This is a genomic window from Anatilimnocola aquadivae (assembly GCF_049819085.1).
GTDB lineage: Bacteria > Planctomycetota > Planctomycetia > Pirellulales > Pirellulaceae > Anatilimnocola.
This window is the reverse complement of record NZ_CP187419.1, coordinates 694,914-711,102: the sequence shown is the minus strand read 5'-3', so window position 1 is coordinate 711,102 and position 16,189 is coordinate 694,914. Positions and strand designations below refer to the sequence as shown.

Sequence of the window (16,189 nt, the reverse complement as noted above, 5' to 3'; positions counted from 1 at the left end):
TGTTGCAAACCGAATACCGCGAATGGGCATTGCCCGGGTATTCGCACGAAGCCGTCGATATGCCCCCGAAAAGGTGTGGAATTTGTGACTCTACGCGGACTGCGGAGACAAGGCGGAGTCCGACTAGTTGGACGCACGAGCGTCAAAAAGGTTCCAGCCGACTCAACAGCCCGAGCATCAAAGGAGCCTGATGTTGCCAAAACGCGACACAATGTCTTCGTTTTGGCAACGCATTTCGCGCGCCAGCATTCCCTACGCGTCAATCTTTCGCATTGTTCGATTTCGCCAGCTTTCTTACAATCCGGCCGTCAGATTCCCGGCCAATCGTGGGTGCTTTCAAACGCGTTAACGATTGTGCCGCCCCGCACGCTACGTCAAGGACGACGAGCCATGAGCGCATTACCAGCAGGTAGTTACGGATTGCTGTCGTCTCTCGAACAGCTGCGGCAAGGGCGCGAAGTGATTCGCGCCGAAGCCAATACCCTGCTCAACCTGGCCGAAAGCCTGGGCGAGGACTTCTGCTCGGCGGTGCAGCTGCTGCACGATTGTCGCGGCAGCGTTCTGGTCGCCGGCATGGGTAAGGCGGGACTCATCGGTCAGAAGATTGTGGCCACGCTGGCCTCGACGGGTACCCGCAGCCATTTTGTTCATCCCAGTGAAGCCATTCATGGCGATCTCGGTCGCATTCATCGCGACGATGTGTTGATCGTCCTTTCCTACAGCGGCGAGACCGAAGAGATCGTTCGGTTGCTGCCTGCCGTGGGGCAACTTGGCGCGTCGGTCGTCGCCATCACGGGTCAACCCGCCAGTACTCTCGGCAAGTTCGCCGCTGTCACTCTCGACCTCGGTTCCATTCGCGAAGCTTGCCCGCTGGGTCTCGCACCCAGTGCCAGTACCACGGCTATGCTCGCCCTGGGCGATGCGCTGGCGCTCGTCCTCAGCCAAATGCGCCACTTCAGCGAAGAAGACTTCGCGCGGTTTCATCCCGGCGGCAGCTTGGGGCGCAAACTGGCCAAGGTCGAAGAAGCGATGCGTCCGCTGGAACAATGCCGCATCGCCCGTGGCGATCAAACCGTCCGCGAGGCACTGCTGTTGCAAAGCCGACCAGGCCGCCGAACCGGCGCCGTCATGATCACCGACGACGAAGGTCGCCTGAGTGGCATCTTCACCGATAGCGACCTGGCGAAATTGCTCGAAGCTCGTCGGGAGACTTGCATCGACGGCCCCATCGCTGCCGTGATGACCCCTTCGCCCACGCGCGTCGAAGTGGGCACTCGCCTCGTCGTCGCTTGCCAACTGCTGGCCGATCGCAAGATCAGCGAATTGCCCGTCGTCGATGCCGATCACAAGCCTGCGGGGCTCATCGACATTACCGACGTCTGGAATGTTCCCGTCGCCGGCAATCGCTCGCCCGAGAACACAGCCGAAGTCGACCGCAACCAGGTCATCAAGCTCCATCGTCCCGTTTATCGCGAGCAGGCCGTCCCTGCACCGCACATCAGCGAGTCAGCCATCACCCTCGCCCAAATCATCGACAACGAAGAATGCTGGGACTAGTTGCCCGTCCATTCTCCCTCCTGTCTCAAAACTCAGAACCCAGAACTCCGAACCTTTTCCGACTCCATGAAACTGATCGACCGCTGCCGCCGTATTGAATTCATTTTGTCCGACGTCGATGGCGTGCTGACCGATGGCGGCATCACCTACGACAACCAAGGGATCGAGCAAAAGAAGTTCCACATTCGCGATGGCCTCGGCATCAAGCTGTGGCAACGCGCGGGTTTCAAATTCGGCGTGCTCACGGCTCGCACTTCTCACCTGGTGAAGTTGCGAGCGGGCGAACTGGGAATTGAGATCGTGCGCCAAGGCTTCGAAACGAAGTTGCCGGTCGCACGCGAAGTGCTGAAGCAACTGAATCTGACGCCCGAGCAGTGCTGCTACATCGGCGACGATCTTACCGACCTGCCTTGTATTCGCAATGTTGGCCTGGGTGTGGCCGTGGCCGACGCAGCCGACGAAGTTCGCGCCGCCGCCGGTCACATCACGCGTCTCTCCGGCGGCCAAGGCTGCGTGCGCGAACTCATCGAATTGATTCTCAAGGCCAAGGGCCGCTGGGACGAAACGATTCAAACCTACTTAGCTGATTAGGACCCGCAGTGATTCACATTCGGCGGTGGTTCTTCGCGACGATGACGGTCTTGGCGGCATTTCTCGCCTATGCGTCATTTGCTGCGCCACTGCTGGAACCGCCAATTCCTAAGGCGGTTGCTGGCCCTGGTCCCGAAGGTGAAAGGGAGCCCAGGCCGCCTATCCATCCTGAGTTGATGGCTCTCTTTCCCGATGATGCCTGGGAACGAGACGCCGTGAAGATCATCGAAACCGAGCAATGCACGCTGCTGCTCAAAGACTATCAGCCTACTGACGACGGCCGGCTGGAACTCAAGCCCTGCACGCTTGTGTTCTACATGACTCCGACGAAGGAAGAGCTGGCTGCCGGCGGTCTGAAACGCAAGGGTCGGCCGATTGTCTTGCGCGCTCCTCAAGGAGCCATCCTACAGTTCGACCGCGCTCTCGATTTTGCTCGTGCTGATTTCGGGCGCTTGATCGGTGGTCGCTTGCCCGGCGAGATCACGATCTTCAGTCCACCCAGCAAGCCCGGCGCGAATGACGCTTTGCAGCTGACAACGCGCAACTTGCAAATGGATGCCCAGCGGGCCTTCACTCCGCACGATGTCGATTTTTCGTATGGCGACAGCTTTGGTCGTGGCCGCGACCTCACGCTCTTCCTCAAGCCCAGCGAAAAGAATGGCGACGATACTGCCATCGGCGGCATCAGCACACTGCAGCTCTCGCGCATCGAGCGGTTGCATCTCGATCTTCCCGGGCAAGGCTTCCTCCCCGCGATGCCCGGCGCAACAGCCGACGTCAGCGGCGTTTCGAAACGCAAAGCACCCATCGAAATCACTTGCCGCGGCATGTTCGTGTTTGACTTCGAACAGCGACTCGCCGCCTTTGACGATCAGGTCGAAATCACGCGCCTCCTGCCTGGCGCATTGCCCGATCGCCTCACCTGTACGCGCTTGCGGCTCTACCTGGGCGGCAACGAAAAGGATGCTTCTGTCGATAAGCTCGCCGTTCCACCTCCGGGAGCCGATCCGGCCGCTGATCCCGTTCGGATGGTGGCCGTGGCCAAGATCGTCGCGACCGGCAACCCGGTGATTCTCGAAGGCCCCAGCACCGGGCTGTATGTCAAAGCAGCGCGCATGGAACTCACACCACCGCTGCGGCGCATCGCGCTTGAAAGTGGCCAAGGGCTGAAGCAAGTTTCGCTACGTCAGGGACCGCATGCCTTTGATGCCGTCGAACTGCAGTACGAAATGTCAACGAACGGCGGCCTGGGGCGCCTGTGGGCCGCGGGACCAGGGCGCTTGCAGACGATGCAACTCGTCAGCGGTCAGCCGCGCACGCTCGATGCCAAGTGGAACAAAGAGCTGCGCATTCAGCCTCAAGATGGCTCGCAGGTTGTCTCGCTGGTTTCGCAAGCTTCGGTTTCGCTGCAATCGCTGGGCACTTTCGTCGCCGACGAACTCCACTTTTGGCTGCAAGAAGCGAAACGCCCGCGCGCAGGGACCGACGGCCTCGTTCCGGTTGAGCAAGACATGCTCGGTTCGACCGCCTACGGCGCATCGCCCAATTCGACCGCCGGCCAACCCAAAGTGCAGATCGTCCCCGATCGATTGCTCGCCCTCCGCGGCGTCGAAGTCGATTCGCCCAAACTGCATGCCAAAACCGAACGGCTCGAAGCCTGGTTCTTCACTCCCGATCCTGCGCTGGCTGCTGCCGCGAGCAAGCAACCGGCTGGCATCAAGCCCGGGACGATCTTTGGCGGCGCACCGCGGCCCGATCAAGCGACGCAAAAGTTCGATGTCACCGGACAACTCGTGCAGATGCGCGTGGCCAGCGGCGGTGTCTCGGGCATCGAAGACTTAACCATTCAAGGCAATGCCCAGATCGATGAAATCCAAACGACACTCCCCGGCCAAGTACCACTGAAGCTGCGCGGCGAAGCAGTCGAGCTGCGCGGCGGTACCACGCCCGATGCCATCATTCACATTGTGGGCGCGCCGGCTCAGATCTCCGCGCGGGGCCTCTCGCTCAATGGCGATGCCATTCACTTGCACCGCGGCGAGAATCGCGTTTGGATCGATGGCCCCGGCGAAGCCACCTTCCCGCTTCCGCAAAAGATCGAGCCAGCCGGTCGCCCCGTCGAACCACCCCAGTCGATGCGTGTGACCTGGCAGAAGAAAATGAACTTCGACGGCCACACCATTCGCCTCGAACAAGACGTGCAAGCTCGCACGCCGACGCAACTCGTCCTCGCCGGCACGCTCGATGCTACGATCACGGAGCGCATCGATTTTGCGAACCCTGGGGTCAGCAATAAGGTCGGCCTCGCCGAGATGAAGCTCGACGGGGGTGTTTACCTGGAGAATCGCACGCTCGATCTCACCGGCCAGCAAACTTCGTTCGATACGCTCGAAACGCCGAACCTCTACCTGAATCAACTCACCGGCGCCATGCGGGCCGTCGGTCGCGGCAAGCTGCTGACCATTCGCAAAGGGGCCATCAAGCTGCCCGGCGCACCCTTGCCCGGTGCTCCGGCGGATGGTGTCGCGGCGAACGAAGATCCCAATCAACTCACGCACCTGCTCGTCTCGTTTCATCGTGGTATGACGGGCGACATGAACACCCGCACGGTGCAGTTCGAGCAGAATGTCGAAACGGTTTACACCAAGATCCCCGATTGGAAAGATCGCCTCACCATCGAGATGATCGATCAACGCGGTCTGGCCGCGCTGGGCGAACAGGGCATTTTGATGTCGAGCGACGCGATGCAAGTCGCCCAGGCTTTGCCTCCCGGTGGTGGCGAACCGTGGTACGAGTTGATGGCCGAAGGGAACACCCGCGTTGATGGCCGCACCTTCACCGCGCGGGCCCATCGCATTTCGTACACCTCGATGAAGGACATGCTCGTCGTCAAGGGCGACGGCCGTACCGACGCCGAACTCTGGTATCAACAGCGGGGCGCAGCCGCTCACGCCTATCAAGCGGCCCGCGAGTTTCAATTCTGGCCCAAGACCGGCGCTCTCAAAATTGAAGATGCCCGCGTTATCGACCTGCAGCAACTGGGCAACATCAACAAGCCCCGCCCAACGCGCCAGCGGTGAGCTTCGTTTTAGGCCGGTACTGCAGGAGTACCTTTTTTCCGACCTACCTCAGCGACCAGTTTCGGTGCCTGTACTTTGTGGCCGAGTTGCAACGAGCGGCGCATGGCCAATTGCTGCAGCTGAGAAACTTCCACGTAGAACTCAATCCGCCCGCTGATTTTCGCAGCGACGCAGCGACCACGCTGGAGAATGAGACAGTTTTTGTGCATCGCGGCAATCTTCGGCCCTGCAGTCACATGCCCGCTGAGGTTCAATGGATCGACGGCCGAGATCAGGCACCATTGCTCGTCGTCGGGCGACTCGCGCAGTTCGCGCAAGCGACTCACTGCCGATTCCAGTGCATACTGCTCGCCGATGCCCGCAATGAATCGGCCCCCCCGAATCTCGCCTCGCAGTTCCAGCCTGCGCAGGACGCGCACGAGTTCCCACCAGGCAGGTGCCGAGACTTCCCTCGCCAGCAAATCGCGAAACACCACGCCATAGCGGGCCAATAGCAGCCGGCACCATTTTTCCAAGCGCACTTCGCGCTCGATGCTCTCGACAACACCCGGAAAGAGCGACCAGCGGCCCGTCGCCGACGAGCGCGTCGGAATGGTCATGCCGCGTGCTCGGGCGCGAATCATGGCCGACGAGCGCTGGTTTTCGGTCTTGCCGGCGATGGCCCGAATGGCGGCGAAGGTATCGGCCGAGACCAACCCGGCTGCCGCGCACTCGCGCAGGGCTTCATCAAGTTCCGCGGGGAGCAAACCCGTGAGCGCCCGCAAGTCGTGTTGAAAGAGTGCGCCGCGTGCTTGCAAGGCCGCAATCACATCGCGGGCTTTGCCGCCGAGGTTGGCATCGCAGGGGGTGCGATCCGGCGGCAACAGCCAGGCGAGGTCTTCGCGCAGGGCGAGGGTAATCGGCATCACGCGGGTCATGCCCGAAAGGGGCTTGTCGTCTTCGTCGCGCTTGGGTGGTTGAAACCGGCCCCATGCCAGTTCGCCGCAGAGAAACAAATGATCGAGGCCGCTCGGGTCCCAATCGCTGACGCGGGCCGAGAGAACTTTGTCTTCCCACACACCGGCGGCCAGTTCAAAGCCTTGGAGCTGCGTCACGGCTTGCCGAATGCCGACTTCACCCTGGCGATGCGAGTCGGGCGTGAGACCATGCAGTCGCGTGAGATAGTCGACGAATACTTCCGCCGCGACGGGTTGAATCCGCTTGCGCAGGCCATCGAGTGTGAGGCGATGAATCCGCGCGAGCAGCCGGCGATCGCACCACTCGAGGGTCGCGGGATCTTTCGAAGCAAAGGCTGCTTCGCTGTAGCGACCGCGCATCACGGAGCCTTGCCCTTCGATCGCTTCGAGCGAAGCAAAGACCTGCGAAGGTTCCAGATGAATCTTCGCCGCTAGGGCCGTGGCGGTGATCGGTCCGCTGACGGCAATGCGGCCGCGGACGATCTCGACGCGGGCATCGGTTCCTTCGATCGTGATGTCCAACACAGCCGGCAACTTCGGTGGCGGAGCTACCGTCGCCGTGGCATACGCCGCGCGGATCAGCGGCCAGCGTTCGGTGGCGAACCAGAACTTTTCGCCATCGGCCCAGGTGCCACTGCAAACGCGACCTGCTGTCGAGAGTTGTTTCAGCCAGGCCAGCCAATCGCGACCTTCGTCCTGTCGCAGCACGATCATGGTCAGCAGAATATCGTGCACTTCGTCGGGATCGCGGGCAAACGGCCAGGCTTCTTCGGTTACCTGAGCAATCGCTGCCGGGTCGAGTCGCGCAAGGTCGCGCATCTGATCGATGGCCAAGCCGCGACGCGTCGTCACCGCGCGAGTCCGACGTTCTTCCAACGGAGCATCGTCGAGAAACGCATACGGCCGGGCGTTGAGCAACTGATGTGCGAAGGGCGAAGGCTCGCGGGTGTCGACTGGCGTGAACGTGATGTTGCCGGCCTTCACTTCGCGGAGAGCGTCGAGCCAGCGGGGCAAGTCCATCGCCTCATGCAGGCAGTCGTGCATCGTCTGACGCACAAGCGGGTGATCGGGCATTTCGATATCGCCGTGGTGATTCTCCAGACAGCCTACCGTTTCGGGAAACGTCGCCGCGAGCAGATCTTCGGCACGAAACTTTTGCAAGAACGGCGGCACCCGCTTGCCGCCCGACGATCGCAGCACTCCCAGAGCGCGCGTGATGTTCCACCGCCAACGAATGCCAAACATAGGGACGGCGAAGACTGCCTGCTCAAGCAGTTCTTGCGCGTTCCCCGCGTGCAACATGCCAAACAGACTCTCAATCGCAAAGCTGTGCTGCGGACCGATGGAAAGGAGCACGCCGTTATCGTCGGCGGCGGCCTGCAGTTCAAAATCGAAGCTGCGGCAGAAGCGCTTGCGCATCGCGAGACCCCAGGCGCGATTGATGCGGGCTCCCATGGGCGCGTGAATGATCAGCTGCATGCCGCCGGATTCGTCGAAGAACCGCTCGAAGACAACCTCCGTGCATGTCGGGACGACCCCCAGCGCTGCCCGCTGCGCGGCGACATATCGAATGGCCTGCTCGGCGCCCCAACTGCAGGCGCTGCAGTTTTCGATCAGCCAGGTCATCAGGTCCTTGTTCTGTGGCGAGACGAGCAACCCAGGGCCGGCAACTCCCTCGGCATCGGGCTCCCAAGCTTCTTCCACCAGGTTCGTGGCCAACTCGCGGCGCAAGTGAGACAGTTCTTGTGACAGCTCCATCGTGCGGCCGGGAGCTTCGCCAAACCAGAAGGGAATGTTCGGCGGCGCGCCCCCCGCATCGGCAACGATCACTTCGTCACGCGTGATCTGCGTGATTCGCCAACTGGTATTGCCGAGCAAAAAGATATTGCCGACCGTACTATCGATGGCGAAGTCTTCGTCGACCGTGCCGACTTGCTTCCCTTCCCCTTCGATGATGACTTTGTATTCGCCAAGCTCGGGAATCGCGCCGCCGCAAGTGATGGCCGCGATCCGGGCGTGGCGACGAGCCTTCAATTTGTTGTTGATCTGATCGCGATGCAAGTAAGCGCCGGCTTTGCTGCCGGGCTTGAGACCATCGCTGAGCATCTTGATGATGGCATCGAACTCGGTGCGCGGCAGATTGCGATAGGGCCACGCGCCACGGCACAGTTCGAACAGCGCGTCTTCTTCCCAGTCGTCGCTGGCCACTGTCGCGACAATTTGCTGAGCCAGAATATCGAGCGGCTGTTGCGGAATCTCGATCCGATCGAGTTGCCCCGTGCGGACTGCGCGAATCAGCGCGCAGGATTCGAGTAGTTCGTCGCGCGTAAGTGGAAACAAGCGTCCCTTGGGTGTCGCCCCCAGATTGTGACCCGAGCGGCCAATGCGCTGCAGAAACGTGGCAATGCTGCGCGGCGAGCCGATCTGGCAGACGAGATCGATATAGCCGATGTCGATGCCCATTTCGAGCGAAGCGGTCGCCACGATGGCTTTTAGCTCGCCCGCCTTCAGCCGCTGTTCGGCGTCGAGACGAATCTCTTTCGCCAGACTGCCGTGGTGACTGGCGACGGCCTCGTCACCCAGCAATTGCGTCAGGCTGTGAGCCACGCGTTCGGCCATGCGCCGCGTGTTCACAAAAATGAGGGTGCTGCGGTGCGATTGAATCAGGGCAATCAGTCTGTCGTAGACCTCGCCCCATTGATCGCCCGAGCAAACTGCCTGCAGTTCGCTAGGCGGCACCTCGATGCCCAGATCGAGATTGCGGATGTGACCGCCGTCGATGATGACGGGGCCAACGCGATTGCCAGCAGCATCGCGACCTTGCCCACCGACGAGAAACTCGCCGATTTGATCGAGAGGCTTTTGCGTGGCCGACAGGCCGATGCGCGTGGGAGGACGATCGCAGATGGCGGTCAGCCGTTCGAGCGACAGCGACAGATGCGAACCTCGCTTATCGCGGGCGAGGGCATGAATTTCGTCGATGATGATGGTGCTGACGGTGCGCAGCACTTCGCGACTCTTTTGCGAAGTAAGGAGTAAGTAGAGCGACTCGGGCGTGGTGACCAGAATGTGCGGCGGCTTGCGGAGCATCGCTTGCCGCTGAGCAGCCGGGGTATCGCCCGTCCGGACCGCCACGCGAATCGGCCAAACGGGCAACCCTTCGGCAATGGCCAGTTCGCAAATCTCTTGCAGGGGAATTTGCAGATTCCGTTGAATGTCGTTGCTCAGCGCCTTCAGGGGCGAGAGATAAACGACGTCGATCCCCTGGGGCATGTCGCCCGCGAGCCAGCGGCGAAAGAGCCGATCGAGACAAACCAAGAACGCGGCCAGCGTTTTGCCCGAGCCGGTCGGCGCGGCAATGAGGGTATGTTCGCCGCGCGAAATGTGCGGCCAGCCCGCCAATTGAGGCGGCGTAGGCTCGCCGAACCGCTCGCGAAACCAGCGTGCGACCAGCGGATGAAAGTTCGATCCAACCATGGCAATCACCGCGCTAACAAAACAACCCGACCAGTGTGCAATTGTCTATTATACGAAGATTGTAGCTGCTCGCGAGGTGCAAGAGTGTGCCGCAAGGGCGGGTGATAGCACGGGGAGAATCGATGTATCACGCCAAGACCATGAAATTGCTGGGGCTCGATGCACGGCCTTCGATCCAGAACATTGCGAGGATCGAGCAGGCGGAACAGCGGCTGGGGTTCACATTCCCTGCGGCGGTGCGCGAGTGGTACCAACTGCCGCGAGCATTGGCCATCTTGGCGAAGGGGAGCAACGACGACATTGCCATTCCGCTGGAAGATTTCGAACTCGATCCGTTTGGCGTCGATGAATTTGTGCGCGATGAATTCGCTGCCGACGAACCGGACCTGCAGCGACTCTTGCCCATCAAACGCGAAAACCAGGGAGTCTGCGTCTGGTCGGTCCTGCTCGATGGATCGGAAGATCCGCCGGTGATGGTCGAAGTTAGTCGGGACGGAAATGTCATTCGCTACGCGCCGACATTCTCCGAGTTCATCTATACCTGCGCCTGGGATGATGCACTCATCTTCCAATCTCCCTTCGTGCTGCAAGCAAACGGTGTCGACGCATCGATGGCGACGCTGGCACATTTGAAACAGCACCTGACAGAAGAACTGACCACCTATGGCTGGCCGGCGGATCAACAGCTGCGGTTTCGCGGCACCGACGCAACCCTCCTGATCCATGGGCCGAAGTCGGCGGATTGGTACGTCGCCGCAAAGCAAATCGATGCGCTCGAAACCATCCTCCGCCTGATTTGGAAATGCGCTGACCTCAGCCAGCATCTTTACGATTGCTCGCTTGAAGTTCGCGACGAACATGCCGCCAAGAGTCTGCTGGAGCGGCTCAGGCGTGAGTAATCGATCCTCGCACGGCTAATGACATGGACGTGCGCGAAGTCACGGGCGTATATTGGCTGCATGGATAGATCCCGCCCCGCAGCGCCGATATTCGCGGCCTTTTTGTTGCTGCTCCCGCTGTTGTACGTCGGTAGCTACTGCGCGCTAGTAGTTCCAGCACAGTACTACATTGATGGCGAATGGGTCATTGCTTATCGCTGCGGGGCAAAGTGGTCGGCTAGTTTTTTCTGGCCAATGGAGCAGCTAGACCGCAAGCTGCGACCGGACCCATGGATGCCCATAGTGACACCAAGGATTCTTGGTAGCGACCCCGACGAACCTCTTGGGATTGATTTCGAGTGACCCGCAATATATTCCGCGGGTCGGTTCGCTCGCCACTTATTAAAAAATTTGTCGTCAATAACTTGACAATAAATCACCCTCATTGCAACAATATCGTGGTGTTCTCTTTTGCTTTTGTGCATGAGGCCACGCTGGCGGCTGCGCGGTTGGTCTAGGCGTGCGCGCTAGGCGGGGTTGTAACTGCGATCGAATGGCCTAACGAGAGTTCGCCCGGTTATTGGACAAAAGGAGGGCGTTGCAAAAGTGCTCTGCGAGTTGCAAGTGATACGACGGCAGTCACTTCCAACGAGATACAAGCGTTGGTGCCTGTCCAAAAACCTCCAACGGTTATTTGACGTTGTGATGTTCGTCAGCAGACGGGTTGGAAGGATCGATTCCCTTCCAAACGAGGTTGGTCCAAGAGCGAGCGAGGAAGCGGACGCGATCTGATCTCTGATCTCTGTCGTTGACCGCCGAGGCAAGCGAGCGAAGCTGGGCAAAGCTAACGATTGGTTATCAAACGGTTATCAAGAATTCATCGAATTGTGCTTATTTGTTCGCGTAACATGCAAAATGAACGGGACTTACGGTGAACGGTTATCGCGAAAAAAGAGTCGAAAAAGTTATCAAAAGTGGTTATCAGCGGGGCGGGGAGAATGGCCAGCGGCGACGGCGAGAGAGCCGTCGGTGGGCGTCATTTCACGGGCCGTTGTCCCCAGGGAAGGGGCATGGTGGGCGGCACGCGATGGCGATCGTGGCGAACGTCCTTGGGACGGTCTTTGAACCAGGTCACAAAGCGGACGAGTTGCTTCACAGCCTCTTCGTAAGCCTGCCGGCCTTTTTCGGGCGTGGCAAGTTCCGCTTCGCCGAGCACGCCTGTCTCGCTGTAACTGCTGGTCCACGATACGACCGTCGCCGGCCCCGAGCCGAACAGGTCGACCCATTGAAACGGGCTCTGGTCAGCATTGAAACTGATCAGGCCGTTCTTGATGAGATCCTTGCGCACGTTATCGCCGTCGAGATACATGTAGAGCGACGTTTCCAACTCGCAGGCATGTGCACAGCCGCCAGGAAACTTGCTCTGCCGCCACTTGGGGAGAAACTCTTTGTCCACAGTGAGCAGATTCCACCATGCAGCGACGAGACATTCGGCGTCGGTTTCCAGATTCGTCCGCCGCGCGACGAGATCCAGATTCGGCATGTTCGAACCATGCCCGTTGAGCAGGATGATCTTTTTGAAGCCGTGATACGCGAGCGACTTGGTGATATCGAGCACATGGTGCATGAAGTGCTCGAAGTCGTTGTTGATCGTGCCCGGAAAATCCATCACGTGCCCCGTGTAGCCATAGGCCACGATCGGCAGCACCTTCATTTTCGAGGGAATCTCAAGACCAGCGCCCTTAGCGATCCCCCCGGGACAAACCAGGTCGACATCGAGGGGCAAGTGCGGCCCGTGCTGTTCGACCGCGCCGCAGGGCACGATACAAACTTGCCCTTCCTCGACCGCATCGTTAATCTCCGGCCACGTCAGCTTTTCGTAGCGGTACTCGGTCATTACGCGGCTGGGCATGGTGTGTCTCGTTGCAATGGAAGATCAAACGAAAACGGGGGCCAGAGGATAGAGGCCAGGGACCAGGGCAGGAATGTAGTCGTTTTTCCCTGGCCCCTAATCTCTAGCCCCTGGTCCCTGTTCGTCGAACCACTCATCGTGCGGATCGAACTTCGGAAAAACGACGATCAGCACTTTCGCGCGGCCGAGCGCGCGGTGGCGAGTGCCGGGGCGAATCATGATGCAGGTGCCGGGGCGAACGTCGAGAATTTCGTCGTTCAGCTGCATGCGAGCATCGGGCTCGCATTCGAGAAAGTAGTAGGTCTCGGTCAGCCGCTGGTGATAGTGCAGCTTGGCGTCGACCGAGATCTCGGTCACATGGATTGTGCCGGGATAGTCGTCGACCTCGGCCAGTCCGCGGCGGGCCTGGCCACAAGGACAAGCGACGGGAGCTATCGAGGCGAAATCGACCAGTTCGTAAGGAGCTTTTTGCGTAGCTGTATTCATGCGGAACATTGTCGCGCACGAACCGGTTCGATGCAAATGGCCTGCCGCCAGGAAGAACTAGCGGCGTTGGATGTTGGTCGCGGTGCGCTGGGCGACGCGTTGACCGACGCTGGACGACACGCTGGTGAAGCCGCGTTTGACATCTTCGTTGCAGCGGTTCAGCTTGGCAGCGAGTCGCGGCATGCCATCGGGATTGGTCTCGGCGGTTTGCGAGAGCTTGCCGAGGAACTTGGCCGCTTCGGTGAAGTTGACATCGGCGGTGCTGCCGACCATGGGCTGCAAGGTCTTGGCGAGCAGTTCGGCACCGACATTGTCGATGGCGATGAACACGTCAAGCTTGTTCGTGATTTGAGCGCGGCCCTCGGGCGAGAGACCATAGCCACTGCGGAGCAGGACCACAGCGCGGCCGGCCACTTTGCGCTTGAGGAGCGGGCCCTCGTAAAAGCCCTCGCCATAGAGCAGGTGAAGTTCGTCGGTGCCGTAGACGAGTTCGATGTTGCTTTCGGTTCCCTGGCCGTCGTTACCCTTCCAGGTGTACGCGCCGGTCCGTTCGGCCACCATGTTCGAGACTTGCATCAGTTCCCAGATGTTCACAATCACTTCGGGATTGCGGACGAGGAACACGAAGAGTTCGGGATCGCAGTCGATGCTCTTGCTGGGCAAGCGGCGATAGATGCTCGGCCGTTCGAGAACGGAGAGAACCTTGCGCTGCGACTCTTCGTTGAGCTTGTTGAGCGGCATCGCCCGCGCGGCTTCGACCTGCGACTGGTGCGACGAATCGGCTTCGTCGGGACCAGCGGCCAGCAACGAACCGCCGAGCGCACCAAGCGTGAGCGCGGCCGCCGATTGCAAGAAGCGACGACGGCTTCGCAGCGGGTCGATGGTGCCTTGCTCGCTAAATGCTGGCATCATGCTGGCGAATAAGTTCATCATGCTCCCCCCGAAGCACTGGCCCGTTCGGAATCAACTTCCGCGCCGGCAAACTTTGCCGGTCAGAGAGATAATTCGGCCATTCCTGCCTGGGGCGGCCACTAAAACCTTCACATTTCCCCGGTCTGAGGGCCTGCTGTGCTAGCGATGACTCCACTGCGAACCGCCGCGATGATTTCGGTCTTGCCTCGTTTCGGGCAAAGACGAAGATACGCGCCACGGTCCACTCCGTAGCGACTGGCATTCCTGCTCATGGCTATCAATCACTTTCGCCGCGACTCTGCTCACAAGGGTGGCGGTCTGCGCCGACCGGTGCCCGCGGAAGTGAAGAAGGCCCAGCAAGTAGTAGCCGCGGGATCAAGTCGCCCGCCGTCGTCGCCGGTTACCCGCGTGTTGTTGCTGACGATCTTGCTGAGCACCGTGATGCTCTTCACGGCTTCGCGGTTAGGACCAGTTTGGTCGCACGCACTGCACCAACGACTGGCCGAGCGAGAAATGGCCGAGCTGGAGTCGCTCGAAAACTATCAGCTGGCGGCGAAGTTCGACGATTGGCTCGCGCGCGAGCACGACGGTCTGACTTGGACCGTGACCGCACTGAGCAGTTCTCGTCCCGGGGTCTCGTATGCCGCCGAGCAAGCGCTGCTGCGTGAGAGCGACAGTTGGCGAATTCGCAACTCGGCGGAAACGGCCGATCGCATGCTGGAGCTGGCTCGCGCCTTGGCGCTCTCGGCCGATCAGTTACCCGCCTCTCGTCGTCCGAACATTCGCCGGCTAGTAGAACAAATGGCGACTTGGCCGATCGGTGACAAGAGCCTCGCTGCCGATCTCATCGCTGCCTGCGATCAAATCGTCGCGCAGTTGCCCCCTGCATCGGCCGAAGAACTGTTGCTCGCCGAGCGCGACTCGGCTGAAGATCGCCGGCTGGCCCGCTCCATCGAAACGACCACTCCGAGTACGGATCCACCGCTTGCCCCGCCGTTCGAGAACGATCCGCGCGAAGTGATTACTCCTGCCGATCTTCCTCCGGCAGAAGAAGAACCAGCGCCTAAGCCCAAGAAGATACCGAAGCGATTCTTTGCGCCCCGAGCCAACGAATTGCCGACGCAGCCCATCGTTCCCGAGGAGCGCGTGGCACCGCCGGTGGAATCGACGGTGAAGAAGAATCTGAATGACTGGGTGCGGGAACTGGCCGACTTGGAAGTGATGCGGCTGTTGCACCATGGCGACTACGGTGTTCGCTATACCGCCGAGCGAGAACTCGACCGCCGCGGCTACGCCAAAGAGCATCTGCCGCTGGCCAAACTGCTGATTCATCCCGATGCCCGCGAGCGTCGCAAACTGGCCGAGCAACTGCCTCGGCTCACGAATGTCGACCCGCGCCCTTGGCTGCTGCAACTGAGCGAAGACGACGATCCCGAAGTTCGCCGCGCAGCTGAAGGAATTCTGCAAGCCGCCCGTCCGGGGCGAGATACACGGTGAGTGCTTCTGCAGGTTTCTTACAGGCTGCCCGTCCCCAATTCTTGATACGCTTCGAGTAGCGTGGCGGCGTCGATTTCGCTGAGGCCTTGCCCCGCGCCCGCAAGCAGCGCGAGCTCGGCGATTTGGTCAACCTTGCGTGCGAGACCGCCCGAGAGTTCATGCAACGTGACAATGGCGTCATCGGTGAAGATCGGATGCTCGCCGCCACTTTCGTAGATCATACGGGCGACGTGCTCGGCGGTTTCGTCTTCGCTCCAGGGAGCCAGGTCGATACGCAGTTCGACTTGTTCGAGCAAGCGATGTCCGACGCTGGCGGCCGTGTCGGTGGAGCAAGCGAGGAAGACCGTGAGTTGGGTTTGATGCGTCATCGCCAGGTGGAGCAAGCGTTCGATGAGCAGACGAACCGCCGCGGGGGCGCGATCGGCATCGTCGAGCACCAGGATGGCAGGTTGCCGTTCGTAGCGCCATTCGACAAGTTGGTTGGCGATCAGTTCCCAAGTTTGAGTCGCGTCGTCGGTGCCCGACGAGGGAACTTGCCAGGCGCGAGCCAACTGCAGGGCGAAGGCCCGTTCGTCGCAGGCACAGCCACCGATGAGGGCCGCGGGGATGCCACCGCGACGTGCACGATCGACAAACCGGCGGAGCAAGGTGGTCTTGCCCGTCCCTGCGGCACCCATGAGCAACCCCAACCGCCCTTGGCCATCGACTAGGTACTGCAGCCTGGCGAGAGCTTCGTCGCAGGCGGGGCTGTTGACGGTTTTGGTCAGCGCATCGCCCGCGGAGCCGCCGAAGGGCGAACTTCGTAATCCCCAGTGAGCGTGGTACATGCTTGATCTCCCTCTG

General features: G+C 60.6%; 10 protein-coding genes. 5 read left to right on the top strand and 5 right to left on the bottom strand.

Features of this window, described 5'->3' with window-relative positions; genetic code table 11:
- Positions 1 to 390: 390 nt before the first annotated feature.
- The 3 genes from NA78x_RS02800 (at position 391) to NA78x_RS02790 (ending at position 5,228) form a co-directional block, all read left to right on the top strand.
- Positions 391 to 1,557 (top strand): KpsF/GutQ family sugar-phosphate isomerase, encoded by a 1,167-nt coding sequence (locus tag NA78x_RS02800; RefSeq protein WP_425616899.1) that lies wholly within the window; start codon positions 391 to 393, stop codon positions 1,555 to 1,557.
- A 66-nt stretch (positions 1,558 to 1,623) separates the two neighbouring features.
- Positions 1,624 to 2,148, top strand: coding sequence for a KdsC family phosphatase (locus NA78x_RS02795; protein ID WP_425616898.1), 525 nt, complete (start codon positions 1,624 to 1,626; stop codon positions 2,146 to 2,148).
- An 8-nt stretch (positions 2,149 to 2,156) separates the two neighbouring features.
- On the top strand, positions 2,157 to 5,228 hold the full coding sequence (locus NA78x_RS02790; protein WP_425616897.1) for a hypothetical protein: 3,072 nt from the start codon (positions 2,157 to 2,159) through the stop codon (positions 5,226 to 5,228).
- 8 nt (positions 5,229 to 5,236) lie between these two features.
- Here the strand turns inward: NA78x_RS02790 and NA78x_RS02785 are convergent, their stop codons facing one another.
- Positions 5,237 to 9,661 (bottom strand): DEAD/DEAH box helicase, encoded by a 4,425-nt coding sequence (locus NA78x_RS02785; protein WP_425616896.1) that lies wholly within the window; start codon positions 9,659 to 9,661, stop codon positions 5,237 to 5,239.
- A 122-nt stretch (positions 9,662 to 9,783) separates the two neighbouring features.
- On the opposite strand from NA78x_RS02785, the gene NA78x_RS02780 reads away from it, so the two are divergent.
- Positions 9,784 to 10,560, top strand: a complete 777-nt coding sequence (locus NA78x_RS02780; RefSeq protein WP_425616895.1) for an SMI1/KNR4 family protein — start codon at positions 9,784 to 9,786, stop codon at positions 10,558 to 10,560.
- 1,015 nt (positions 10,561 to 11,575) lie between these two features.
- Here the strand turns inward: NA78x_RS02780 and NA78x_RS02775 are convergent.
- The 3 genes from NA78x_RS02775 to NA78x_RS02765 all read right to left on the bottom strand — a co-directional run bounded on the left by NA78x_RS02775 (position 11,576) and on the right by NA78x_RS02765 (position 13,870).
- Positions 11,576 to 12,451, bottom strand: a complete 876-nt coding sequence (locus NA78x_RS02775; RefSeq protein WP_425616894.1) for a creatininase family protein — start codon at positions 12,449 to 12,451, stop codon at positions 11,576 to 11,578.
- 96 nt (positions 12,452 to 12,547) lie between these two features.
- The gene (locus tag NA78x_RS02770) at positions 12,548 to 12,937 is read right to left on the bottom strand and encodes a cupin domain-containing protein (RefSeq protein ID WP_425616893.1); all 390 of its coding nucleotides are present in this window, start codon (positions 12,935 to 12,937) and stop codon (positions 12,548 to 12,550) included.
- Positions 12,938 to 12,994: 57 nt separating this feature from the next.
- The gene (locus tag NA78x_RS02765; RefSeq protein WP_425616892.1) at positions 12,995 to 13,870 is read right to left on the bottom strand and encodes a hypothetical protein; all 876 of its coding nucleotides are present in this window, start codon (positions 13,868 to 13,870) and stop codon (positions 12,995 to 12,997) included.
- A gap of 249 nt (positions 13,871 to 14,119) precedes the next feature.
- Between NA78x_RS02765 and NA78x_RS02760 the strand changes: the two genes are divergently transcribed.
- Positions 14,120 to 15,346, top strand: coding sequence for a HEAT repeat domain-containing protein (locus NA78x_RS02760; RefSeq protein WP_425616891.1), 1,227 nt, complete (start codon positions 14,120 to 14,122; stop codon positions 15,344 to 15,346).
- A gap of 17 nt (positions 15,347 to 15,363) precedes the next feature.
- Here the strand turns inward: NA78x_RS02760 and NA78x_RS02755 are convergent, their stop codons facing one another.
- Positions 15,364 to 16,173 carry an ExeA family protein gene (locus NA78x_RS02755; RefSeq protein ID WP_425616890.1) on the bottom strand — a complete coding sequence of 270 codons (810 nt, stop codon included), beginning with the start codon at positions 16,171 to 16,173 and terminating at the stop codon, positions 15,364 to 15,366.
- Positions 16,174 to 16,189: the final 16 nt, after the last annotated feature.